Annotated in this window: 21 protein-coding genes; 10 read left to right on the top strand and 11 right to left on the bottom strand. The window is 63.6% G+C overall.

Annotated elements, in window-relative coordinates:
- The first annotated feature begins 9 nt into the window (after positions 1 to 9).
- Positions 10 to 1,323 (top strand): MFS transporter, encoded by a 1,314-nt coding sequence (locus R3P93_RS06725; protein ID WP_317532663.1) that lies wholly within the window; start codon positions 10 to 12, stop codon positions 1,321 to 1,323.
- A gap of 18 nt (positions 1,324 to 1,341) precedes the next feature.
- Here R3P93_RS06725 and R3P93_RS06720 read toward each other — a convergent pair whose 3' ends face one another.
- From R3P93_RS06720 to R3P93_RS24605, 5 genes are all read right to left on the bottom strand, one after another.
- Entirely contained in the window at positions 1,342 to 2,133 is a 792-nt protein-coding gene (locus R3P93_RS06720; protein ID WP_317532662.1) for an enoyl-CoA hydratase-related protein, read from the bottom strand.
- Positions 2,134 to 2,229: 96 nt separating this feature from the next.
- The gene (locus tag R3P93_RS06715; RefSeq protein ID WP_317532661.1) at positions 2,230 to 2,829 is read right to left on the bottom strand and encodes a TetR/AcrR family transcriptional regulator; all 600 of its coding nucleotides are present in this window, start codon (positions 2,827 to 2,829) and stop codon (positions 2,230 to 2,232) included.
- A gap of 40 nt (positions 2,830 to 2,869) precedes the next feature.
- A complete protein-coding gene (locus R3P93_RS06710) occupies positions 2,870 to 4,378 on the bottom strand; it encodes an acetyl-CoA acetyltransferase (RefSeq protein WP_262498267.1) in 1,509 nt (502 codons plus the stop codon).
- Between the two features lie 151 nt (positions 4,379 to 4,529).
- Positions 4,530 to 5,843, bottom strand: coding sequence for a sensor domain-containing phosphodiesterase (locus R3P93_RS06705; protein WP_188078547.1), 1,314 nt, complete (start codon positions 5,841 to 5,843; stop codon positions 4,530 to 4,532).
- A 22-nt stretch (positions 5,844 to 5,865) separates the two neighbouring features.
- Positions 5,866 to 6,654: a GGDEF domain-containing protein gene (locus R3P93_RS24605; protein ID WP_366236172.1), complete on the bottom strand. Its 789-nt coding sequence runs from the start codon at positions 6,652 to 6,654 to the stop codon at positions 5,866 to 5,868.
- Between the two features lie 378 nt (positions 6,655 to 7,032).
- On the opposite strand from R3P93_RS24605, the gene R3P93_RS06695 reads away from it, so the two are divergent.
- Positions 7,033 to 7,311: a hypothetical protein gene (locus R3P93_RS06695; protein ID WP_068046628.1), complete on the top strand. Its 279-nt coding sequence runs from the start codon at positions 7,033 to 7,035 to the stop codon at positions 7,309 to 7,311.
- 88 nt (positions 7,312 to 7,399) lie between these two features.
- Here the strand turns inward: R3P93_RS06695 and R3P93_RS06690 are convergent, their stop codons facing one another.
- The gene (locus R3P93_RS06690; RefSeq protein ID WP_149405202.1) at positions 7,400 to 8,629 is read right to left on the bottom strand and encodes a hypothetical protein; all 1,230 of its coding nucleotides are present in this window, start codon (positions 8,627 to 8,629) and stop codon (positions 7,400 to 7,402) included.
- Positions 8,630 to 8,698: 69 nt separating this feature from the next.
- On the opposite strand from R3P93_RS06690, the gene R3P93_RS06685 reads away from it, so the two are divergent.
- The 3 genes from R3P93_RS06685 (at position 8,699) to R3P93_RS06675 (ending at position 11,833) form a co-directional block, all read left to right on the top strand.
- Positions 8,699 to 9,037 (top strand): hypothetical protein, encoded by a 339-nt coding sequence (locus R3P93_RS06685; protein ID WP_149405201.1) that lies wholly within the window; start codon positions 8,699 to 8,701, stop codon positions 9,035 to 9,037.
- A gap of 103 nt (positions 9,038 to 9,140) precedes the next feature.
- A complete protein-coding gene (locus R3P93_RS06680) occupies positions 9,141 to 10,520 on the top strand; it encodes a hypothetical protein (RefSeq protein ID WP_149405200.1) in 1,380 nt (459 codons plus the stop codon).
- Positions 10,517 to 11,833 (top strand): PQQ-like beta-propeller repeat protein, encoded by a 1,317-nt coding sequence (locus R3P93_RS06675; RefSeq protein WP_262498265.1) that lies wholly within the window; start codon positions 10,517 to 10,519, stop codon positions 11,831 to 11,833. Before R3P93_RS06680 ends, R3P93_RS06675 begins: the two co-directional genes overlap by 4 nt.
- 235 nt (positions 11,834 to 12,068) lie before the next feature.
- Here R3P93_RS06675 and R3P93_RS24600 read toward each other — a convergent pair whose 3' ends face one another.
- From R3P93_RS24600 to R3P93_RS06665, 3 genes are read right to left on the bottom strand one after another with little or no spacing between them, the layout of a single operon-like run.
- A complete protein-coding gene (locus R3P93_RS24600) occupies positions 12,069 to 12,614 on the bottom strand; it encodes a DUF6924 domain-containing protein (protein ID WP_394855260.1) in 546 nt (181 codons plus the stop codon).
- Positions 12,615 to 12,656: 42 nt separating this feature from the next.
- Positions 12,657 to 13,607, bottom strand: a complete 951-nt coding sequence (locus R3P93_RS06670; protein WP_149405199.1) for an alpha/beta hydrolase — start codon at positions 13,605 to 13,607, stop codon at positions 12,657 to 12,659.
- Between the two features lie 41 nt (positions 13,608 to 13,648).
- Positions 13,649 to 14,446, bottom strand: a complete 798-nt coding sequence (locus R3P93_RS06665; protein ID WP_149405198.1) for an SDR family NAD(P)-dependent oxidoreductase — start codon at positions 14,444 to 14,446, stop codon at positions 13,649 to 13,651.
- 77 nt (positions 14,447 to 14,523) lie between these two features.
- On the opposite strand from R3P93_RS06665, the gene R3P93_RS06660 reads away from it, so the two are divergent.
- Positions 14,524 to 15,087 carry a TetR/AcrR family transcriptional regulator gene (locus tag R3P93_RS06660; RefSeq protein ID WP_188078545.1) on the top strand — a complete coding sequence of 188 codons (564 nt, stop codon included), beginning with the start codon at positions 14,524 to 14,526 and terminating at the stop codon, positions 15,085 to 15,087.
- Positions 15,084 to 16,397, top strand: a complete 1,314-nt coding sequence (locus tag R3P93_RS06655) for a lipase family protein (RefSeq protein WP_149405197.1) — start codon at positions 15,084 to 15,086, stop codon at positions 16,395 to 16,397. Before R3P93_RS06660 ends, R3P93_RS06655 begins: the two co-directional genes overlap by 4 nt.
- Positions 16,398 to 16,432: 35 nt before the next feature.
- Here the strand turns inward: R3P93_RS06655 and R3P93_RS06650 are convergent, their stop codons facing one another.
- Positions 16,433 to 18,886 (bottom strand): excinuclease ABC subunit UvrA, encoded by a 2,454-nt coding sequence (locus tag R3P93_RS06650; RefSeq protein ID WP_149405196.1) that lies wholly within the window; start codon positions 18,884 to 18,886, stop codon positions 16,433 to 16,435.
- 178 nt (positions 18,887 to 19,064) lie between these two features.
- Here R3P93_RS06650 and R3P93_RS06645 point away from each other — a divergent pair, with 178 nt between their 5' ends.
- The 3 genes from R3P93_RS06645 to R3P93_RS06635 all read left to right on the top strand — a co-directional run bounded on the left by R3P93_RS06645 (position 19,065) and on the right by R3P93_RS06635 (position 21,737).
- Positions 19,065 to 19,343, top strand: coding sequence for a hypothetical protein (locus tag R3P93_RS06645; protein WP_149405195.1), 279 nt, complete (start codon positions 19,065 to 19,067; stop codon positions 19,341 to 19,343).
- Between the two features lie 586 nt (positions 19,344 to 19,929).
- A complete protein-coding gene (locus R3P93_RS06640; RefSeq protein ID WP_149405194.1) occupies positions 19,930 to 20,556 on the top strand; it encodes a hypothetical protein in 627 nt (208 codons plus the stop codon).
- The gene (locus R3P93_RS06635; protein ID WP_149405193.1) at positions 20,553 to 21,737 is read left to right on the top strand and encodes a PrsW family intramembrane metalloprotease; all 1,185 of its coding nucleotides are present in this window, start codon (positions 20,553 to 20,555) and stop codon (positions 21,735 to 21,737) included. The genes R3P93_RS06640 and R3P93_RS06635 overlap by 4 nt, the downstream gene beginning before the upstream one ends.
- Positions 21,738 to 21,772: 35 nt before the next feature.
- Here the strand turns inward: R3P93_RS06635 and R3P93_RS06630 are convergent, their stop codons facing one another.
- Entirely contained in the window at positions 21,773 to 23,266 is a 1,494-nt protein-coding gene (locus R3P93_RS06630) for an MFS transporter (protein WP_149405192.1), read from the bottom strand.
- Between the last annotated feature and the right edge of the window lie 273 nt (positions 23,267 to 23,539).

The raw sequence follows: 23,539 nt of genomic DNA, 5'->3' as shown, positions 1-23,539 counted from the left end.
CGGAATATCATGTCACGTAACACTTTTTCTCCCGTCGTTGCGCTGTGCCTGGCGGCCTTGACGCTGGAGGGATACGACCTTCTGATGTACGGAACGGTGGTGCCGTCGCTCCTGGCGTACGAGCCGTGGGACCTTGATCCAGCGACCGTCGGTGTACTCGGATCCGTGGTGGGAGTCGGCATGCTGGTCGGGGCACTGGCCGCGGGCAGCATCGCGGATCGTTGGGGCAGACGACGCGCCTTGATCGCCGCGGTCGCTTTGTTCTCGGCCGCAATGGGATGTTGCGCAATTGCACCTTCGCCCGAAATGTTCGGAGCAGCGCGATTTGTCGTCGGCGTCGGTGCTGGAGTTCTGATGCCGACCGCGGCGTCGATGCTGATCGAATTTTCCCGCCTCGACACCAGAGCGAGAACGGTCGCACTGGGGTTCGTGGGCACCAGCGTCGGCGGTATCGCAGCGGGGATCCTGTCGCTGTGGCTCGTCCCGGCATTCGGCTTCCGAGCGATGTTCGCAGCTGGGATGATCCCGGCGTTGTTGATTCTGCCGATGATGATCGGATACCTCCCTGAGTCGCCCGCCTTCCTCAACGCGCGGGGTAGGACGGATGCAGCACAAAGGATCTCGACTCGTTACGGACTCGAGGACACAGTCGAGGTTTCCGGTGGTGAGCCGACATCGACAGATCGCGGAATCGGTGCGTTGTTCACCGCGAACCGTGCGCGAGTGACGCTGTCCTTCTGGGTGATGACCCTGCTGTGTCTGCTCGTGTTGTTCGGCGTCGCGACCTGGTTGCCTGCAGTGATGCGATCGGCCGGATACCCGCTCGGTGCCGCACTGTCCTTCCTGCTGGTGCTCAACGTCGGCGGTGCAGTAGGCGCACTCGGCGGTGCCTACCTGGCCGATCGGTTCGGCATCAAACCGGTGACCACCCTCGGATTCCTCTGTGCAGCAGTGTCGTTGGCATTGATCGCGACCACTCCCCCGATCGGGATCGTGTACGTTCTGGTGCTGATCGCAGGAATGGGAACGACCGGGACGCAGATCCTGCTCAACACCTTCATCGGAAGTTACTACCCCGTGTCCTGCCGGACCACAGGACTGGGCGTCGCACTCGCGGTGGGGCGACTGGGCGCGATCGTGGGGCCCACCTACGGTGGACTGTTCGTCGCCGCGGGTGCGGGAACCAGCACTCAGCTTCTGGCTTTCGCCTTGCCGGCGATCATCGGAGCCGGGGTGACGATTCTGATTCCGGCGGGACGACAGCTGCGTAGCGGCCGAGCATCTACGTCGGAAGGTCTACACCAGGTACCCGAGGCAAAATGAGTGCATTCACGATCGGATTCACTTTCCGGTCCACACCGGATCCCGTTTCTGCATGAAGGCCATGATTCCCTCGACAGTGTCGGCCGACCGGCTCAGTGACTCCAGGGCCTGTTCGCTGAGTTCCCAGCTGCGGGCTTCCGTCTCGATCTTGCCGTCATTGATGCCGCGAGCGACGCGCTTGCTCGCCTGAACAGCGAGCGGTGCGTTCGCGGAGATGACGTCTGCGAGGGCAAGAGCAGTGCTCAGCACTTCGGCCTGAGGAACGACGCGGTTGACCAATCCCCACCGGAGCGCGTCCTGGGCGCTCATGGCGTTCCCGGTCAGCAGTAGCTCCAGCGCGACGGCACGCGGCAGGGCTGTGGTCAATCTGAAGACACCGCCCGCTCCGGCGATGAGACCCCGCTTCACTTCGGGAAGTCCAAAGGTCGAATTCTCGGCGGCTACAACAAGATCACCGGCCAATGCGAGTTCCGTCCCACCGCCCAGGGCGCTGCCGTTCACTGCGGAGATCACCGGTTTCGCAATATGGTGTTTGACGATTCCGGCGAAACCCCAGTGCGCGGTCTCGGGTGGGGTCACCCCCGCGGGTCCGGATGTGCCGAGAGCTTTCAAATCTGCGCCGGCGCAGAAGATTTTGTCGCCTGCGCCCGTCAACACCACAACTCGAATGTTGTCGGTCTCCTGTGCAAGCTCCCACGCCGCGCCCAAACCGCGGTGCACATCGGCGTTGATGCTGTTGGCTGCCTCCGGCCGGTCGATGGTGACGACGAGGGTGTGTCCCCGCACTTCGGTGAGTACTACTTCGGACACGTCGATCCTCATTTCTTCGGGCCGTGAGACCCCACAACACTAATTCAGACAGTCACTGTCTGCAATGGTTCGGTCGGTGACCCGGTCGTTCAACAGCTAACTCAACGCTCGCAGAACGGTGTCGACGACCACTGTCGAGTGGTCAACGGCAGCAGTGGTTCTCGATCCTGAGTGCGCCTGCGAGAAGAGCGCGCGCGCCAACACCGCTCCCGTCACGAGTTCGAGCAGTAACGTCGTCGACGTGCCCTCGGGCAGCTCTCCTCGCGCGACAGCCCGGCGGACGATGCGTCGAGCAGTGACGAGACGGCTCTGGTTGAGAGTGTCGGTGAGATGGGACAACAGGTCCGGATTCACCCTCGCGTCGAGAGTCACCCGTAGCGAGACCAAGCCGGAGAGCTCCCCGTAGCCGACGGCCAATTGTTCCGCGAGCTCGACGAGGTCCCCACGGACCGATCCGGTGTCGATAGGCGTCGACAGCGGCGACCGAGCTTCGAGCGCCTGGACCAGAAGTTCTTCCTTGTCGGCCCAGCGGCGGTAGAGCGCGGCGCGGCCGACCTTGGCCTGCCGCGCGACTGCGTCGAATGTGAATCCGCGCCAACTGGTTTCCCAGTACACCTCGAGCACGGCGGTGTACACGCGGTCCTCCATGTCCGCGTCACGGGGCCTGCCCGGTCCGCGGGGAGAATCTTCAGACATGACTGCATCCTCTCACCGGTCTGCCGGCCGAACGCGACGGCTACATGCAGAATTCGACGGCAAGGTTTCCCTCGTTGTCCACCAGGTCTATTCGGCGTCCGACAGCCGACTCGTTCTGCACGGACACGAGGTCGTGAAGCATCGTTGCGAATTCACGTCCAGCTCGGCCCGCTACCCGCGCCCCATCGTCGGTGGCAGCCACGACAAACGCTTGCTCCGGCAGACCGCTACGGTCGTATGTGACCGTAGCCGTCTCGATGGTCGCCGTTCCCGAGTAACCGTGCACGACGCGTGCCGGCGTACCCGACACATTCATCTGCTCCGGGTCGCCGATGTATCCGTCGCGATGAGCTCTCGTGGCCAGCAGCACCACGTGCTGGTACGTCAGATAGCCGCCGTTTGCATGCACCAATGCGACGCCGGAACTCTTGCGCAGCAGTCGCGTCGATTCCGCAATGGCATGGAGAGAATAGCTGCTCAACGGCCCACCGAAGAACGAATGTCCGCCCAGGACAGTGGGAGTCGCCCCCTCGGCCAGGCCGAGCTCGTCGGCCAACAGGTTCGGTACGATCGGGAAGCAGCTGTATGCATCGATGAATGCCAGGTCCTCGCTGGCCACCTCGGCCCTCGACAGTGCCCGCCGCACAGCCGCACGAAGAGCTGGTCCGTCGTCGAACACCGGGCGCGCCAACACATCCGGATTGTCGACTGCACCCGCGCCACCCCACAGGTACACGATTCGGTCCTCTGCCACACCGGCCTCGCGGGCGGTCGCCAAGGAACAGACCATGACCGCAGCTGCTTGATCGACGAAGGGCATTGCGTTCATCGATAGCGGATAGCAATCGGACACAGAACGATTCGATGAACTGACGGTGCCGATGTTTTCCGAGGTGCGTGCAACAGGGCTCCAGGCAACGGGATGTTCGGCCGCAATTGCCGAGAAGCGGGAGTACATGTCGGCCGATTCGCGCAGGCCCTGGTCGGGGTTCAGTCCACGGCTGTGGGCACGAGCGTTCTCGAAGAGCGGGTAGATCTGTACCGGTGCCAGGATTCCTGCTCGCTGCATTTCGGCGCTGCCGAGGTCCTCGGGCGAGAACGACGGAGGGCCTCCCGGCGCGGTGGTCCAACCCGATTCACCGGGGTCCTTACCCGCTTTCATCAGGGCTCGGACGGAGGCCTGCGCCTCGCCGCCCACCACCAGCGCTGCAGTAGTGCGTCCTTCGGCGATATCTCGACCGACCTGGTCGAGTAGGCGCGCGGGGTGATGTCCACCGATCGTGCTCGAGAAGCTGGATGTGAGGGTGACGCCCAACCTCTCGGCGACCAGAGACGGGAGATCGGCGTAGTTCCAGCTGGTGGTGCGAACTGCGTGTATCGCATCGACCTGCGCGCTCAGACCGGGCGCTCCTGCGTCCTCGATCGCTGCATCCACAGCGCGCAGCACGAGATCGAGCGGTTCGATGGTGCTCTGCGGAGTGCCGTCTCCTGTGAACTTCAGGTCACCCACGCCCACGATAACCGGGACTCGTTCCGCATTGATGGACATGCACACAGCATATACAGACAGAAAATGTCCGCAATGCTGCGCAATTCACTCGGCCATAGACGGAACGGCTATGCAACGCGCCGCAGGGCTGCTTAGACCGGACGCGTTGTGTATCGACCGACTGACTGTCCGGTAACGCGTGACTCAGTACTCACAGAGCAGTGCCACCGGCCTCGATGTCGCGATCTGTTTCCGCGACAGAGTATTTCGGCAGGACCCGGCGCATGATGGAACGTGCCGCAGCGACGACGGTCAACCGGTCGTGTGTCAGTAGGAACGCAAACCGACGGTCGTGATCGAGACCGTCGTCGCCGAGATCGCGGGCTATGAGCGCAGCGCAGTAGTGAGATCCGACGATCGTGATGGTCCACTCGCCGACGAAACGCTCATCGGGATGAAGTTCCGCACCACGCACACCTGCTGCGGGTTCGGTGTCCATCCCGACTCCCAAGGCCGCCACGAACGGGTTGACGGCGGCCAGCCTCGCATAGCGGTCGGCCACCGACTGCGTGAACCACGCCGAGTCTTGAAACGCAGCCTGAATGGTGAGCGGATCGGGCATGTGGCGCGCGTGATCTTCGAGTTGCCGGGTCAACGCCAGTAGCAACGATTTACTACCCACCTGCGCCGATGAAGTCGTCAGGAGGTCCGACGGAACCGAGGGCACCGCTGTGTCCGCTCGCGCGTGCGCACCTGATTTCACCGACAGGATGGGCCGGGCGGAGATGGCACCCGAGTGCTGCCGGTTTCCGAGGGTCGGAAGCGGCGCGGGACGGCCGAGCATCCAGCCTTGTCCGAAAGTGGCTCCGAGCGCGGTCGCACGGTCAAGGTGGGCGTCTGTTTCGATGCCTTCCGCAACTATCCGCGCCCCACTCGACTCCACGTACGCAGCGACGGCGAGGACGACTGCAGCCTGCTGCGGCGATGGATCCGACTGCGAGAGAGTGTAATCGAGCTTGATGATGTCCGGGGCAACGAATTCCAGCAGAGCGAGCGAGTCGGGATGCGATCCGACATCGTCCAGGGCAATCAGACAACCGCTCTTTCGTGCACGCGCCACCGTTTCGAGTAGCTCTGCAGGGTTGGCCAACAGTGAGCGCTCGGTGAGCTCGACTACGACATTCAACCGGTTCGCAGCCATACCGATGATCTCGCGCGCGTACGCGGGAACGATGCGCGAGGATTGCGGCTCGATATTGATGAACAGCGAAACATTCTCTGGCATACCGGCATCGAGTGCGCCGGTCATCGCAGCGCACCGGCAAGCCCAATCGACCTCGTCGATCACTCCGCATTCGGCAGCACTCGCGAACACAGCACCGGGGTCCACCGACGGGTGGCCCGGCCACCGTGCAAGAGCTTCGTAGCCGACTACCTTGCCACTGTCGAGTTCGACGATCGGTTGGTAGTGCGGACGAACGGACCGAGGATCCGCGAGGATGCTGCGAACGGCGCTGGAAGTCAAGGTTTCCTCGTGCTCCTCTTCATCATGATCGGGCCGGTCGGTGACCAGGAATCGCGTCTGCGGCCGTAGGTGGAGCAACTGTGGTCCGGGAGGCACGGCGCTGGCGGTACAGCTCCCTGTCTGCATTTTCGATCACATCGGCGACTGTGTCCCTCTCGCGCGCGAACGCGATGCCACATGTGATCGCTATGTCATCGCTTTCGCGAAGTCTCGCTTCGATTGCATCGGTGGTGTCGTCGATGTCGAGAGCAGCCGGACCGAGCACGGAGAAGATGAACTCGTCACCCCCGTACCTCAACAGGGTGTCGTCGCAGTCCAAATGATCATCGATGACCTCGGCGACCCGTCGGAGTATGCGATCACCGGCCGGATGTCCGTCGGTGTCGTTGATGGTCTTGAGGCCGTCCACATCGACAAAACAAACGACCATGGCGGTACCCGAGTCGCGGGCGATACCGAGGCTGCGTTCGAGTTGACCGATCCCCGCGTCCCGGCGGTATGCAGAGGTCAGGTCATGGGTGGCCGAAGTACGGCGATCATGCGCTGCTGCGATCCGATCCTGGCGCGACGCGGACCTATCCGCGCCGGCCCGGGCACGGTCACCGGCCGCGGTGAGCCGATACGCTCGGCCCCGCCCGTGGCACTGATCGTGTGATCGGTCGTCACAATCCAAGCTCAGGGCCACCGCATCACGGGCATCAGCAGCACGGTCGGCTCGATCGGCTACGGCGTCGCGAGCCGCTGCCGCGACGTCACGATCGTCACCGGCATCCGGCACGGGCCGAACGCACGGGGGCGAATGGCTGCACATCCGAGGCACAAGCAACTCCTGACAATTCGACACCTCGCACGCAGTGAACGACTGTCGCGGAAGTAGGCGCACACGGGCCCCCGAGCCGTTACTGAAGCCTACGGCGAGAAACTACGCCGCGCTGACCGACAGCCCAGTTCAGGGTCGAAGCCGTCGGGCCGAATCGGTCCCGTGCTATGTACGGACACCGACCTCGCCGACAAGATCCAGACCGGCGAGAGATACCCCTCGATGGCACGTGGGCGGCAAGATGCAGTGCATCGGTGTCGTCGCGCCTGCGAGCATCGCGAGGGTATGTTTTGGTGTATGAGCTCGCCGTGTCGCGTGAGACCAACGGGCATCGAGTCGCTGCATCAGGACCGCGAAGAGGGAGGCGGCATGGCCGAGGAACATTCCACACGGCCGCTTTTTCGCAACGGCGCCGGCAGCGCCGCACTGATCCTGGGCATCATCGCTCTGGTCTGCGCGTTCGTACCCTTCATCGGGGATTTCGTCGCTATCCCCACGGGTGTCGCCGCGGTGGTGTGCGGGTGGGTCGGCGTCGGTCGGGACGAACAGGGCCACGCGACCAATGGCCGCGAGGCCATGATCGGCGCAGCTCTCGGCGGCGCGGCCATGTTCGTGGTGTTCGTGGCATATGCGGCCACCGTTGTGTGAACGATGAGCAGTAATACGAAAATCTCATGCATCGATTGCTGTGCAATACCTCTCGCACGATTGCGCAGAATCGGCATCTCCGGTCGGACTATTCCCTTCGCCTCAACACGACCAGAGCCGCACCCGCCACCAGAACCGACACCACAGAGATGCCCGTCGACACCCACACCCACGTGCTCGGCGAGAACGTGGGCTCGAGCTCGACCAGCGGAGAGTAAGCGGTCCAACCGAATTCGGCGACGACGGGAACCGATACCACGATGGGCGTCGTCACCGACATCACCGCAACAGGGGCGGTTGTCGGCAACAACGACGCATACGCCACGCCCACTCCGAGCGGCAGAACCACGAGGGTCGCAACGATATTGACGGTGTCCAAGGGTGGGCCGGTGAACACTCCCGTAGCTGCGACGACGGCCAGTACTACGAACCCCACCATCGGAGACGGCCGACGATGGCCGACCACCCCGCCCAGCACCAACATCGCGACGAACACCAAAGCTGTCCCCCACGTCAGGGATCCCACTGTCGGGGCCGATAGGAAGGCAAGTGCCGCAAGCAGGATCGCTCCTGTCACCGCGGGCAGCACAAACGCCGCACCGACAAGTAGCGGTATGACCGCGAGACCCAAGAACCACCGGTTCTGCATTGCACCGCCCGGACCGAGCGAGTTCACCGACCGCTCGAACAGCCAGTACAAGACCAGACCCACGAGAGGAATGACGATCCCCACCGCGAGCACTCGACCGCGCGACTGCACCGGCGATACTTCCTCGAACACTTTCGCCCACGACGACACCGCCAGCAGCGCCGCGAAGACGACCAGGGCGAGCAGCACTGGCGTCTGCGGTGCCTGCTGGAAGGCGGAACCGGCGTAGTCCACGTACTGGCTGGGGACGTTCTGCAACACACTCGATGCCGCCAGACCGCCGATAGCGCCGAACAGCAACGCGTGCTGCAGGATTCGACTGAGGGCGGTCACCGCCGCGGCACCACCCAGGATCAAACCGGCTGCGATCGCCCGAAGCTGCAGTTCTGCAGGAATCGGCACCGACAGTAGAACCGACAGGGCCGCGACGCCAACGGCTGCCACAATGAGAGCTGATTGCTTCCGCGTCGCGAATACCGCGGTGACGACGGCAACGATCGCGCCGAGTGACCAGGCGGACGCGCTACTGTCGAGCAGGATATCGAGCCTGTCGCCGCCAGCAACGAACGCAAAATTGCGCGGTACCGGCGTCGTCAAAGCCAGGACCGCCGTGAACGCACCGACGAGAACGGTGACGGGGGGAAGTAGTCGTCGTGCAGCGGTATTCATCGCGTCACCCGAGTGATGACCGCTGGCATCGACACCCACAGGTTTCTCACGCGCCCACCCTGTCACAATGTGACCGTTCTCAGCGTGTGTAACGGAGCGCTGGGCGATGGCGACCTACCGAGCATCGCCGCCGAAGGTTGCGTTCGCAGTGTCGAACGCTCGCTCAGCACCGCAGCGGACCACTGCGTGCAGTCGTTCGAAGGCACCACCCTCGGTGTCTACCGGGTGTATCGGACCCAGCCCGTCGAGGGCGGTTGCCTGTTCTTCATCGAAGGCGGACTGTTGAACTCCATCGGCCTGGCGCACTTCCCCGACGGCGCACCGTATATCGGTGAGCCCCAGCACGAGGGCGATATCGGGTACGAAAAGTTCGACGGCGACTGGTACCAGTTCGAGCAACTGTTCTGATGATTCAGTTGCCCTGGCCCGCAGAGAGACCGGGGATCATTGCGGTTTTGGTCAGCTTTGAACCGTGCGCGGATCGGATGCACATGACAGGTATCTTGACGCGGTGAGCAGACTTGGTCCTCAGCGTGCCGGGATGTGGGCCGATGCGCTCACGATCGTGTCCATCGTCGCCATCGGGGTGTGCGTAGCAGCGCTCGTCGAGCGCGGCGCACCGCCAGAGCAGCCCGAGAACCGCGCCGAGTCAGTAGCCACGACCACCACACACTCCATCACTCCTGGCCCTTCTGCACCCGTCGACACCACCTACAGAACGCCCGAGGCGATATTCCCGACGGCTATCTCCGGATGCGACGTCGTCGAACCTCCGGACGGGACGTCATCGGTGTGGGGACGGATCACCACCAGCGAGGATGCATACGACAACCCTCAGGCCTCGTGGTACTCGGGACCCAGGTCGGTGATGATGACCGATGCTGTCGCCGAAGCCCTTCCGCATGGTGTCGAGGTTCTGTTCGCAAGCCTGCGCGAGTCATTGGTGTTTCAGCCGATCCCCCAAACCTCCAGCGAACCAGGCCAGCCTCAGGAACCCGGTTGGGCAACGGCATCGGCCGAGCTCGGACGCGGCAACACACTAGGCCTGCTGGCAGTATCCGTGGCGCAGGACAACACGGGTGTGCCACCGTGCAGGGCCGGATCAGTGCAGGAACGCACGACATCGGCGGACGGCACCGTGGTCGACACCAACGTATCGTGGTCCGAATTCGGCGGTACGAGAACCAATTACCGCACGGTCACCGCCTACGCACCCGACGGCACGCACATCACCGCAACCGCATCGGACGCTGAGGGATTTCAGTCGACCAACACCGGAGACCGCGACATCGTTCTCACCATCGATGAGCTGAAAGCTCTTGTGACACTACCGGAGCTGCGGATATCGGCACCTGTCCCCGCCGACACACCCGAACCTCGCGAAGGATGCGACGACTCCTTCGGCCTCTTCTCCGGCGACACAGCGATCGACGCGGAACTCGCCACCAACTTGAACACCGCGTTGGAGCGCGTCGATGCAGGTGAGCGGTTCGATCCCGGATTGAACACGCTCAGGCTCGCCGACTTCGAGACCGGTGTGGTGTGTACGCACGTCGATGCCGTCGGCACCGGTGCCGACCTGACCATATCCATACGAGGCGGACAGGAACTCCCCGTGATGCCGGACATTTACGACCCCGCCTACCAGAATCGGCCGACCGACTTCGAGACGCTCGACGGCGGTGCGGTGCTGCGGATCGAAGAGGCACCCTATTCGTACTCGCCTGCACTGCCCGAGGGACCGAACGGCGGGATGCGCCGTACCGTGACCGTCACCTACCCGTCGGGAACCGAGGTCGAAGTCCGATCGCACGCCGAGCGTCCGGACGAACCACTGAGCGCAAACACATTGCGCACCATTGCCACCGCCGACGGATTGGATGTGCTGTGAACCCGTACCGACGGCTTGCCGTCACCGCTGCGGTGGCTTTCGTAAGCGTCGGCGCGGCCGTCGCGCTGGTGGCAACGGGCCCCCATGACGCCGAACCCTTTGCAGCACAGACTCCGACGTCGCCCGGCGCTGTGTGGACGCTCGACGCCGCCGACGTGCTCGGCAATCCGTTCGCCACCTTCGATGATCCCGTGGGTGGACGATTCGGCGAGGTCGAGGGCGGCGTCATAGACGCCGACGACATTCTTGTCGCCAAGGCAGGGTTGATCAATCAGGAGACGGACGAGTTCGAGCAGTCCCAACTGATCGGGTTCGATGCGGCAACCGGTCTGGTGCGGTGGAAAACACCCGCCGACGGGATCGAAAGTTGTTCGTCCCACGTACTCGACACACTGCTGCTGTGCCGGAGCACCGATCAGATCGTGACGATCGACAGTGCAACCGGAACCGCCACCCGACACGATACCGACTGGAACATATTCTCAGTCGGCACCGACGGCGAAGACCTCTACGTGGTCGAGGGCGAGAATGACGGGTACACCGTCCGGATCCATCGAGGAACGATCGACGACCCCGACGCGTCGTGGTCCCTCACCCTCGACGACACCTGGGTCGACCCGTACAACTCACGAGAAATCCTCGCGTTCGCAGGCAATGCGGGAGTGGCCCGGTTCTCCTCGGGCACAGCACTGTTCGACTCCAGATCCGGTGACATCACCGACAACATCTCGTCCCCCGACTGCGCGCGCGACCAGTTCGATCGAGGCGATCAGATCTACGTTCTTGCCGGCCGCCGATGCTCTGACCTGTTCGAGTTTCGCACCGACCTGGTCGATTCCACCGGACGAGTTGTCGCGACCACCGACGAAGAGGTCTACCAGCGCACGACGGTCGACGCAGCGAACGACCCCGACGATCCGGTTGTGTTGGGCAGCAGCGCCTTCGACCCTACGACGGGGCAGAAACTGTGGACCTCGGACGACGCCGGCACCGGGGGGGACATCGCGATTGTCGGTGATGTCGTCTTGGGTATCGGTCCACTCGCACGCAACCTGTTCACCGGGGATCCGGCGTGGGGTCCCGACGTCGAATCTCTACCTTTCATGCCTACCGCTGTGCGCGAGGGCCTGGCCTATGTAGCCGATTCTCGGGAGATCCTCGCGATCGAGCCCGAAACCGGCGCTCGCCTCGAAACAATCGCGATCGAGGATTTGCTCGGCAATACCGGTGGACGGTCCGAGAGGGTTGCACTGCTTGCCACTGGCGGCGGCGTTGTGGCAGTCAACGAGAAGCGAATGAACTTGCTTCGTTGAGCCTCGACTCAGGTCGATCTGCTTCGACCGAACCGCGATCGTTGCGACATCCGATCCGGCGCTTGGGAAACTAGTAGATTCGTCACCGTCCTACCCAGGGCGCACGGAAGTCGCCGATGCGTCCGTAGGCGACCATCTCGGTCCAGAATGCGCACAGGCCGGATGCCCATTGCTCAACTGTGAGGGGAAGACCGGTGGGTGATATCCGTGGGTTCTCGACGGCGATTCCCGGTGTCTACCCACAGGAACCGTCTCGCGTCATCTCCGTTCGCCACCGCAGACTGGCTCGGATCGCGTCGCCTACGCTTGCCGTGAGTTCGGCGACCGTTCGCTCGGAATCGATCTGTGCAGGTTCGAGTTCCGTTGTCGGTCGGCGAACCGGCTCGATCGAGCGCCGGGTATTCGGCGATCGGCCATCTATCCCCAACCGAAAGGCATCGGGCGGGGCCATATGGATGGTGGGAAGACGTTCGGCGTTTCGTGTCACTGCAGAACAATCGATGGTGAGCAGCATTCGATCGTGGCGCACGAACGTCTGCTTGTCTGCAATGACAACGTACAAGCCGTCGTTCGCCTCGGCACGCGTGGCCAGTCTCGTGAGGACCCGACGAATACGTTGCTGACACTGCGTTCGGTCCGAGGAAACGACCAGCGCGGCACCTGACACCGAAGATCGCGTGTGGCGGGCCTGCTCCGTCAGGCTCGTCCACGCGGGATCGTCGCCATCGCCGAAATATGTTCGCAACAGCCAAAGTTCAGAGTTGTTCGTACCGTCGGGCATGGTGATCCAATCCGAGAACGACGGGTGCAGCGAACCGCACGATCAGATGGAGGGAACCGTACGCAATTTCAAGGGCACGTTGTCGGCGAGGAATGCGAGTTGATCACCGATGACCGATGAAAACAGGGGTTCGACGTACGGATCGAAGTGACCGCCCGAATAGGTGCGCACCTTGGCTTTGCGAACTTTCGCCGCGGCGCGTTGCGCGACGGACGCCGGGGTGACGGAATCCTCGGACGCGATCTGCACCAGCGTTGGGCAGTCGATTGCCGACATCGTGCGACCCGGGGAGTACCGCCAGATTTTCAGCAGTATCCGCGCCGCCACGGTCTCGGGGTAGTCGCCGTCGGTCAGGCCCGACTCGAGGACCAGGCGGTCACGCCCTTTCATCGCGTCGGGTGAGACCATCACAGCGCGTGTGCCAGGTAGCCCGACACTGTCGACGTAGTGCGGCGACCGTCCGAGGGCGGCGCGGACGCTGTCGGTGATGGCGGCCGGTGCCAGCCGCAGTGCCTGCCTGAACCCGGTTGCGCGAACGGCGGCGATACCGTCGATGTGGGGCACCTGTGCGATGACCGCTGTGAACCGAACGCCGTTGCCCGCCAACGTGAGTACGTGGCCGCCGGCGAAGGACGTGCCCCACCCGACGATTCGGTTCTCGTCGACGCCGTCGAGAGAGCGAGCGAAGTCGACTGCGTTTCGCCAATCGGCAAGCTGAGCATCCACTTCCAACAACTGGCGCGGTTCGCCCTCACTGTCCCCGAAGTACCGATAGTCGAAGACGCAGACCACGTAGCCGGCCTCGACGAAACGCTCGGCGTAGGCGTACAGGCGCATCGCCCGAGGTGAGCCGAATCCGTGCGCCATCACGATTGCCGGTAGTGGCACGGCGGCGGACACCGCGGGACGAAAGACCGTTGCCGCGCAACGAACTCCGTCCGACACAAACGACGTTTCGGTACGGGTGAAGCCGGAATGTTCGTCGGTGGTCATGCGTTCGTCTCTCTGTTCTACAGCAGGGTGGTGATCGGATCTCACAGCTTGAAAGGATTGAGGGTCTTGCCGAGGTAGTAGCCGATGCGAGTCGGAATCGGCTTCGCGGCAGCAGCAGTCACCTTGTTGACCATCCCGGGCACGCACACCGGCGTGCCGTTGTTCACGGCCTGCCAACCTTCTCGGACGACGTCCTCGGGGCTCTGCCACAGAAGAGCTGGCAGCTTGGAGGTCGCTGCATCTCGGGTTCCCATCACGTCGTGGAACTCACTGTGGGTGAAGCCGGGGCAGAGCGCAGTCACGTGGATGCCATGCGGCCGCAACTCCATGTCGAGTGCTTGCGAGATGTCGAGCACATAGGACTTGATTCCGGTGTACAGCAGACTTGCACCAGGGGGAAGCAATGCCGCCAACGACGACAGATTCACGATTCGGCCGTATCCGCGTTCTTTCATGCCGGGCACCGTGAGATGAGAGAGTTCGGTGACGGCAGTGATCATCACCTGTATCTCCGCGGCGAGTGCGTCGAACGGCGCATCTGCGAAGGTGGAGTTCCCCGACATGCCCGCGTTGTTGACAAGGATGTCGACGTCGACGCCGAGGGATTTCGTTTCTTCGACGATGGCCCGGGGCGCAGCGGGATCGGCGAGATCCGCGGGCACGACGTCGCATCGCACATCGTGCCGAGACGACAGCTCGTCCGCCAGGGCGGTGAGCCGGTCCTCGCGTCGCGCGACGAGCACGAGGTTGTGCCCTTCGGCGGCGAGGTGTCGAGCAAATGCCGCGCCTATGCCCGCTGATGCTCCGGTGATCAGCGCGGTTCTTCCGGTCTTCGCCATCGACGGGCCTCCACTCTTGAACGGTATTCAAGGAAGGTAGCAGGGTCTTGAAGACCATTCAAGATATGGTTGGTCGTATGCCCAGGAATCGCGGACTTCACGACCGGGAGAGCAAGCGCGAGGACATCGTGGTCGCCGCCCGCGAAATGTTCGTGTCCGACGGCTTCGATCGCACCTCGATCAGTCGTCTGGCGAAAGCAGCAGGCGTCACTGCGAACACGCTGTATTGGTACTTCGGAGACAAGGACGACATCCTGGTCGCTGTTCTGACGGCAATCGCCGCCGAGGACGCCACGGACTATCTCCAGATCGTCGATCTACCACTTGTCGACCGGCTGTTCTGGCTGGTGGAGCGGCTCCGCAGAGTCGGCCCACTGGTCTCCACCGTGCACGATCGGGTGACCGAGTCCGAGGCCATCGATCAGTGGCACAACGGGTTTCATGCCTTCGCGGAATCGCTGTTTGCCGCCGATATCGCGGCTGCAGGACTGCCCGGAAAGGCGGCCGATGCCATGCTCCGTATCGGTACGTTCGTCGTCGAGGGATTGCTGACTCACGCGGCGTCGCCAGAAGTCTCCCGAGCAGTCATCGAGCAACTCGTCGACACCATCGCACCCTCATCAGGAAGTAATCCACTATGAGTACCGAACCCGATACCGCGTCGACCGGTCGTCCGCGAGCCGCGGCCGACCACGCCGACTCGGAATCGATCATCGCAATTCCCAGCATGGACCCGTTCTATCGGGCACCTGCCGGTTTCGAGTATGCGGAGCCGGGGACCGTATTGCGGTCCCGCGCGGTGACCCTCGCGTTGTTCGGTGTCATTCGGCAGAAGGTGTCGGCGTGGCAACTTCTGTACCGGACCACCAGCCTCGACGGGGCAGCGCGTGTCGCGGTCACGACGGTGGTTCTTCCCGTCGGGGGCCGAGCGCGACCGGAGCGAGCACTGCTGTCCTATCAGTGCGCGATCGACGCCGTGTCGGATCGGTGTTTCCCGTCCTACGTTCTGCGGGCGGGCGCTCGAGCCGTCGGCTCCGTACCGCAGTTCGAGTTCATGATCATCCTGTACGCACTGCGCCGCGGATGGGTTCTGTCCCTTCCCGATCACGAGGGCATGGACGGGCTGTGGGGAGCACCGATCGAGCCCGGTTACTGCACACTCGACGGCGTCCGCGCGGCACTGTCTTTCGAGCCGCTCGACCTCACAGCCACCACCCCTGTCGCGCTGTGGGGGTACTCGGGCGGCGGATTGGCGACGTCATGGGCCGCCGAGGCTGCGGCCGGCTACGCCCCTGAACTCGACATCGTCGGCGCAGCACTCGGATCGCCCGTCGGCGACCCCGGATCTGCATTCTCCCGCCTCAACGGCACGATCTTCGCGGCGCTGCCCGCGATGGTGGTGGAAGGCCTCCGTCGCACCTACCCCGTACTCGACCGCCTCGTTCGCGAACACGTCGCTGCTGCCGGGCTCGAGACCCTCTCATCCCTGCACCGCAAGACGACAGTGCACGCCGTCGCGTCCATGGTGATGCACGATCTGGAGCGGCACCTCGATATGCCGATGGCAGACCTCTTGGCGACACCCGAGATGGTGCAGATTTTTCAGGATATCCAGCCCGGCAAGTCGGCACCCGAGTTTCCGCTTCTCGTGGTGCAGGCGGTGCATGATCCGATGATCGACGTCGACGACGTGGACGGGCAAGTACGCCGGTATCGCGCTGCGGGAGCGAACGTCACCTACATCCGCGATCGTCTCAGCGAACACCTGTCGCTGCACCCGATAGCAGCCCCCGTCACTCTGGATTGGCTCTCGGATCGCTTCGCGGGCAAGCCGACCGACGAATCGTCGACGATCACCGTGTGGTCACTGGCCGGATCTTTGCCGGGGTTGCGCGGATTGCTCGGACTCGCCGTGTCCACCGGACGCGCATTCGCCGGCCGAATCGGTTGATACACAACCACATCGAGACCCGGAGATGCTGAAGCTCAATTGGACGAAGCGGCAGTCGAGGATCGGAGCCGTCGAGCCAGATACGGTCCCGTGATGCTGTTCGGGGACACCGCGACTTCGGCAGGCGTCCCGGTTGATACCACGGAGCCCCCGTTGTCGCCACCACCGGGACCGAGATCGATGACCCAGTCTGCGGAGGCTATGGCATCCAGGTCGTGCTCCACCATCACCACGGTGTTGCCGGCGTCGACAAGCAGGTGCAGCTGGCGCATGAGTAGTGCGACGTCGGCGGGATGCAGCCCTGCGGTCGGTTCGTCCAGAAGATACAGGGCAGTGCCGCGTCGGGTGCGCTGCAATTCGGTGGCAATCTTGATGCGCTGCGCTTCACCGCCGCTCAGCTCGGTGGCGGGTTGACCGAGTCGAAGGTAACCGAGCCCGATGTCGCGCAACGTCTCCAGACTGCGGGATGCTCCCGTGATGTCGGCGAAGAACATCGCAGCCTCGTCCACCGACATGTGCAGTACCTCGGCAATTGTCCTGTCACGCCACGTTATTTCGAGAGTCTCCGGTTTGTACCGGTCACCGTGGCAGGTGGGGCAGGGACCATAGGTGCCGGGGAGGAACAGCAGCTCCACCTCGACGAAACCGTCGCCCTGGCAGGTGGGGCATCGTCCGTCCGCGACATTGAAGGAGAACCGTCCAGGTGCCCATCCGCGGGCCTTCGCCTCATCGGTGGCGGCAAACAGTTTGCGGACGATGTCGAACATTCCGACGTAGGTGGCCAGCGTCGATCGGGGTGTTCGGCCGATGGGCCGTTGATCCACCCGGACCAGGCGGGTGAACGTCTCGATTCCGGAGACCTCGGCCACGTCGACCTCGATCTGCATGCCGTCGTCCTCGTCTGCCGCGGTCTCGAGTCGGTGGCGCGCCACCTCGAACAAGACCTGGCTGACGAGTGTCGACTTGCCGGAGCCCGACACACCCGTTACTGCCGTCAGGACCGCGTGCGGGAAGTCCGCCGTCAACTCCCGCAGATTGTGCCGGGTGACCCCGGCCAGAGTGAGCCAGCCCTGGGTGGGGCGCGCCTCCCGCTGCACGGATTCCGCTCGACCGAAGAGGTGCCTACTGGTGACCGACTCCTCGATCTCCTCCAAACCCGCGACGGGACCGCTGTACAGCACCCGTCCGCCGCCCTCACCCGCTGCGGGTCCGATGTCGACCACCCAGTCGGCGCGGCGCACCACGTCCATGTCGTGTTCGACGACGAACAAGGAGTTTCCCGACGCCTTCAGCTGGTCCAGGACGTCGAGCAGTGGCTCGGCATCGGCGGGATGCAGTCCTGCGGAGGGTTCGTCCAACACGTACACCACCCCGAACAGACCCGAACGGAGCTGAGTGGCGATCCGCAACCGCTGCGTCTCGCCGGGCGACAGCGTCGTCGAGCTACGGCCGAGCGCCAGATATCCCAGGCCCAACTCGAGCAACACGTCGATCCTGGCCAGCAGGTCGGCGGTGATGCGTACCGCCACCTCCGTGGTCTCCCCCGACTGTTCGGCTATCGGGCGCAGTACGGCGGCAAGTTCTGTCAGTGAGAGCGCATTGATCTCGGCGATCGAGCGGCCCGCGATGGTGACGGCCAGCGCGTCGGCGCGCAGTCCGCTGCCGGAGCACATAGGGCAGCGGACGGTCTCGGTGAATTGCAGGGCGCGTTCTCGCATGCGCTCGCTGTTCGAGTCGGACAGAACATGCATGACATGGCTGCGGGCACTCCAGAACTTGCCTTCGTAACTGTGGTCGACTCGGCCCTCTTCCGGTTCTATCCACACCTTGGGGTGCTCGTCGGTGAAGAGAAGCCACTCTCGGTCCTTCTTCTTCAGCGTGCGCCACGGTACGTCGATGTCGATACCCATGCCGCTGACGATGCTGCGCAGGTTCGCGCCCTGCCAGGCACCCGGCCACGCCGCGATCGCGCCCTCACGAATGCTCAGCGACGTATCGGGAACGAGCAATTCCGTTGTCACATCATGGAACTCGCCCAAACCGCCGCATCGCGGGCAGGCCCCGGCGACAGTGTTGGGTGAAAACGCTTCCGCCGACAGCAGCGGCGCACCGTCGGGATAGGTACCGGCCCGGGAGTAGAGCATGCGGAGCAGGTTCGACATGGTGGTGATGGTGCCGACGCTGGAGCGCGAGCTGGGCGAACCCCGGCGTTGCTGCAGGGCAACGGCTGGGGGAAGGCCGGTGATGGAGGCAACGTGGGGTGCGCCCACTTGCTGAAGCAGTCGACGCGCGTAGGGGGCGACCGATTCGAAGTAGCGTCGCTGCGCTTCGGCGTACAAGGTGCTGAAAGCCAGTGACGACTTTCCGGACCCCGACACTCCGGTGAACGCGACGAATGCATTGCGGGGTATGTCGACATCGACAGCTGCCAGGTTGTGCTCGGTAGCGCCGCGCACACGGACGTACCCGTCCCACGTTGAGTCCGTCACCGAACGAGCCTAGCTGGCATCCTCGAACCGAGGGCCCAGAAGTGCGAGATGCGATGCATCGGTGCCATCGCGCCCACGAGGAGATCGAGGGTATGTTTTCGGGTGGGTCTGCTCGTCGTGCCGCGAGCGACGAACGGGCATCCAACCACTGCATCAGGACCGTGAAGAAGGAGACGGCATGGCCGAGGAGTACAGCACACGGCCGCTGTTTCGCAACGGTGCCGGCAGTGCCGCGGTGATCCTGGGCATCATCGCTCTGATCTGCGCGTTCGTACCCTTCATCGGAGATTTCGTAGCTGTCCCGACCGGTGTCGCCGCTGTGGTGTGCGGGTGGGTCGGGGTGAGCCGGGACGAGAAGGGCCTCGCGACAAATGGCCGCGAGGCCATGATCAGCGCAGCCCTCGGCGGCGCGGCCATGTTCGTGGTGTTCGTGGCGTACGCGGCCACCATCGTGTGAACGATGACAGAGTGAGCAGTGCCACGAAAACCTTTGTTATCGGTTGCTATGCAATACCTCTCGCCAACCGACGTCGTCCATCCACCTGCCGGCCATCGAACGACGCACGGACGCAGGCACCCGAGTAGTCAGCCTTCGCAAGGGCCACATCGAGGATCGGATCATCACCGACGGCCGCCTACGCTCCCGCCCTGGCTGCATCCCGTGAACAATGCTGGATCGAATATCCGCCGACCCTTTCGTACGGTTCACCTACAAAGAATTACGGTGGCTCCCGAATCCTTCGCGGAAATCGATGGCAGAACACGGCATGCTATTGCCGTATTTCGACGCGTCGAACTTCCGATTTGCTCGAAGTAAATGTACTTTCGGTTTTTTTCGAGCAGAGCCACAACGGATTTTCACTTGCCTTGATATCAATGAATCTGGCAATGAGGGACCGCAGCTTCGTTGCTGCAAACCGATCGAAATTTTCTTGTTCACACCGAACAGCAAGCACCACCCTGCTCATTCCACCTCTGCTGGACTGCACCGATCATGAGGTCCGTGGGCGGGTACGAACGACACTCAGCACCGAGGAGTACCCGTGACACAGATACATGCTGCGACACACAAACATCGGGTGCCGGCGGAGCATCGTGTGCTCGGTCTCGACCGACGCACGTTTCCACCGGCACTCTTCGTCGTCGCGATCTTTCTCGTCTGGACCGTGATCCTCCCACGTGTCGACGCGGCCATCGGCTGGGATGACCCCGTTCTCGCCGGTGAGCAACTCGCGCTCACGGACTCCGTCGTCTTCACGCCGACTACCGGCTGGGATGTCGAGGCCGGCTTTCGTGTCGACGACGAAAGCCGTCGTTCCGGTGACGCCACCGTCGCTGGGAAGGGCGTCACCTTCCAGGTCTCGTCGGACACGTTCGAGGGCACTCCGGACGAATTGTTGGACCAAGTGGAGAAGGTCACATCCCGCACCGACGACCCGACCTTCAGGGTCGACGGCGACAGGACCACTCTCACCACGACGTCAGGCGAGAGCGGTGTCGCACAGCCCTACAGCAGCGTGACCGGCGACGGTGTGGTCGCAGCATTCGTCATCGCCGGCAGGGGTCTGAAGATCACCGCCTACGGTCCTCCCGCTCAGATGACCGCGGCCGTCGACAACATCCAGACCATGATCGCCAGTATCCGCACCGTCGACGGGAACAACCCATGACCGAGACCGGCACCGACACCACTAGCAGCTCCGGGGCCCGGCAACGGCAGGCCAGAGCAATGGAGGTCTCCGGGTGGGGTGAGCGCTTCCACTTCGTGAAACCCCACAATCTGTCCTTCTGGGTGTTCGTCGTGCTGACCGGAATCGGCGCGTTCCAGGTATGGGCGTACTTCGCGCCAAAGGCCGGGTTGTACGCCGACGCCTTCGCGATCTCGGCAGTGCTGTGCGGATTGTGCGGGCTGGCGTGGTTCGCCTGGTTCCGTCATATCGACCGATGGGAACGCCAACCGGGCCGACTCATCCTCGCCGCGCTCGTGTGGGGCGCAATTCCGGCCACCTTCGCATTCGCCCTCACCGCGAACAACGCAATGATCAGCATTTACAACAAGCTTTTCGGTCAAGTGTGGAGTGCCAACTGGGCAGCCGGAGCCACCGCACCGATCACCGAAGAGGCCGCGAAGCTCTGCGGATTCATACTCCTCATGAGCCTTGCCCCGCGATTGATTCGGACCGCGAACGACGGGCTGATCGTCGGCGCGTTCATCGGGCTCGGGTTCGCGATCTTCGAGGACTTCCTCTACGCCGCCAACTCCACAGCTCAGGCGTTCGGTACCGATCCGGTCGACCACGCCGTGCAGATGTCGTTCACGCGCATAGCGGTCAGCTTCGTCTCTCACCCGCTGTTCAGTGCCCTCGTCTGCACCGGTGTCATCTACATCCTCGGCACGGCGGCCCAGCCACGCCGGATCGGCCGCGGTGTGGCGTTCGTGTTGGTCGGAATGTTTCTGCACTTCACCTGGGACGACGCCGGCGGTCTCGGCCGAGGTGGCATCCTGACCTTCCCCGTCATGCTCGGCTCCATCGTGCTCGGGTTCACGGTCTTGACGATCGCGTTCCGGCGAGCAGCGCCGCGCGAGTACCAGTTCGTCCGCGACATCCTCGCCCCCGAGGTCGAAGCAGGAACCGTGACGGACGCCGAGGTCGACGGCATCCTGGACAAGAAAGCGCGAAAGGCATTCATCAAGTCCGCGCCCCACCACAAGTCGCGCCGAGCACGCAAGCACCTACGTCGGGCAATTCTCGACCTCGCCCACGACCTTGCAAACGACAACGGAGCCGACACCGAAGCCGTGCGTCACTCTCGCTCCGAGGTCGAGCGTCTGCGCGTCAAGGCCGGCTGACCGACAACCGGACCGGAACCAGGGCATGCAGGTCGTCACGGTGCCCCCGGTGCTACTGGTGCGCCACGACTTGCCCTCGCCCGGCTCATCCCAAGCAACACCAGTGCTGCCGCCGCAGCCGTGATGGCGAACCCCGCCACTGTGACTCCGGTTTGGAACGAGGCCGCTTGCTCGGCGCTCCACGTGGCACTCGAGATGTTGCCCGTGAAGAGCGCCGCGATGATGGTGCCGGTGACGGTGATCCCGACGCCGGTGGCGACCTGACTCGACGTGTCGACCATGGCGGCCCCGATGGTGGTGCGGCTCTCGGGGAGACCGGTCATGACGTTGGTACCTGCGACGACACCGACTATGCGCATACCTACCGCGACGAGGACGAGGGCAAGAGCGACCCAGACATAGCCGAATCGGCTACCTACGGCGAAGACCGCCAACCCGAGCACTACCGCCGCCGCACTCATCCAGGCGGCGTGGTTCATCCCCACTCGTCGCAGGAACGGCGCGACGAGGCGGCCGCTGAAGAGCAGCACGACGACCTGAGGGAGCATCCCTATCGATGCGAGGGCAGGCGACCATCTCCATACGAACTGCAGCTGCAGTGTGACCATGTAGCCGAGGCCGGCAACGGCGAGCCCGGACGCGGCTTTGTAGGCAAGACCGCTGGACACGAGGGGCAGCGCAACGAGTTCGAGGTCCAGGAGCGGGTACCTCGCCGTGCGAGCGCGGACGACGAAGACTGCTGCTGCGGAAAGGGTTCCGACAGTTGCTGCCCACGGCGTCCATGAAGCGGGACCCACCTCGACGAACAGGGTCGGCGCGAGGAGTGCCAGGACGATGGTGGCTGTGCCGAGCACCGCCCCAGCGACATCGAGGGGGTCGCGGTGCAACTCCTCTGGGAGGTCTTTCGCGACGCCCATGCGGATTCCGACGAACGCGAGAATCGCGATGGGTACGTTGATCAGGAGCAGGACCTGCCAGGGCGCGAAGGCGAGAACGAAGCCTCCTGCCGTCGGTCCGATCGCCAACCCGACCAGGCCGACTGTCGAAATCAGGGTGAGGGCTCGAACGCGTAAGGACTCCTGATCGAAGAGCCGAAACGCGAGCGCCATAGAGCCGGGGGTGGTCATGGCTGCGGCGACGCCCATCGCGGCGCGGACGGTGATGAGCTGCTCGGGAGTCTCGACGAGGGCGGTAGCCGCGCTGGCGAGCGCCAGCAATGTCAGGCCGACCAGCATTACTCGGCGCCGGCCGAATCGGTCTGCGATGGCGCTGAACAGCAGCATCAGTCCCCCGAAAACGACCGCGTACACACCGGAGACCCACTGCAACGCGGTGGTCGATGCACCGAGTTCACGCCCGATGGTTGGTAGGGCAACGTTGAGGATCGAGTTGTCGAGCATCTCGAAAAGAAACACTGCAGAAAGGCCGGCCAGTGCCACCGCGGCGGCTTTCAGCGTCTGCGGACGGTGCCGCGTCGAAGAGGTCTGCGCCTCGTCTGTGTTGGCTGGTCGCTCATTTTTCAGGCGCATACACGTCTCCATCCAAGGAGAAGTGGCAGCTCGGTGAGCGGCGTATGAACGGGGCTGAAGCCCTCGCTTTTACTTCCGGTGATCCGACTCTAACAGCCAGCAACAGGCAAAAGGAACCCGACTTCGTTGCTGGACTGCTGATCGGCGGCTAGTGCCGCGCCTACTCGCCATTGCGGTTCAAACAGCGAAATCATCTACACCGCAAGCTCTTCCGGATCACAGACCCCCGGAGGAGTGTTGCCCAATTTATTACGATGATCTAATATCTTGATC

The sequence above is a fragment of the Rhodococcus cerastii genome, from assembly GCF_033042195.1.
Classification (GTDB): domain Bacteria; phylum Actinomycetota; class Actinomycetes; order Mycobacteriales; family Mycobacteriaceae; genus Rhodococcoides.
This window is presented reverse-complemented; position numbering and strand designations above follow the sequence as displayed.

What these genes read in the sequence shown, in the direction of transcription:
- R3P93_RS06725 (WP_317532663.1), top strand. Translation starts at nt 10, where the DNA reads ATGTCACGTAACACTTTTTCTCCCGTCGTTGCGCTGTGCCTGGCGGCC.
- R3P93_RS06715 (WP_317532661.1), bottom strand. Translation starts at nt 2,829, where the DNA reads ATGTCTGAAGATTCTCCCCGCGGACCGGGCAGGCCCCGTGACGCGGAC.
- R3P93_RS06710 (WP_262498267.1), bottom strand. Translation starts at nt 4,378, where the DNA reads ATGTCCATCAATGCGGAACGAGTCCCGGTTATCGTGGGCGTGGGTGAC.
- R3P93_RS24605 (WP_366236172.1), bottom strand. Translation starts at nt 6,654, where the DNA reads ATGTGCAGCCATTCGCCCCCGTGCGTTCGGCCCGTGCCGGATGCCGGT.
- R3P93_RS06695 (WP_068046628.1), top strand. Translation starts at nt 7,033, where the DNA reads ATGGCCGAGGAACATTCCACACGGCCGCTTTTTCGCAACGGCGCCGGC.
- R3P93_RS06690 (WP_149405202.1), bottom strand. Translation starts at nt 8,629, where the DNA reads ATGAATACCGCTGCACGACGACTACTTCCCCCCGTCACCGTTCTCGTC.
- R3P93_RS24600 (WP_394855260.1), bottom strand. Translation starts at nt 12,614, where the DNA reads ATGCCCGACGGTACGAACAACTCTGAACTTTGGCTGTTGCGAACATAT.
- R3P93_RS06670 (WP_149405199.1), bottom strand. Translation starts at nt 13,607, where the DNA reads ATGACCACCGACGAACATTCCGGCTTCACCCGTACCGAAACGTCGTTT.
- R3P93_RS06665 (WP_149405198.1), bottom strand. Translation starts at nt 14,446, where the DNA reads ATGGCGAAGACCGGAAGAACCGCGCTGATCACCGGAGCATCAGCGGGC.
- R3P93_RS06660 (WP_188078545.1), top strand. Translation starts at nt 14,524, where the DNA reads ATGCCCAGGAATCGCGGACTTCACGACCGGGAGAGCAAGCGCGAGGAC.
- R3P93_RS06655 (WP_149405197.1), top strand. Translation starts at nt 15,084, where the DNA reads ATGAGTACCGAACCCGATACCGCGTCGACCGGTCGTCCGCGAGCCGCG.
- R3P93_RS06645 (WP_149405195.1), top strand. Translation starts at nt 19,065, where the DNA reads ATGGCCGAGGAGTACAGCACACGGCCGCTGTTTCGCAACGGTGCCGGC.
- R3P93_RS06635 (WP_149405193.1), top strand. Translation starts at nt 20,553, where the DNA reads ATGACCGAGACCGGCACCGACACCACTAGCAGCTCCGGGGCCCGGCAA.
- R3P93_RS06630 (WP_149405192.1), bottom strand. Translation starts at nt 23,266, where the DNA reads ATGCGCCTGAAAAATGAGCGACCAGCCAACACAGACGAGGCGCAGACC.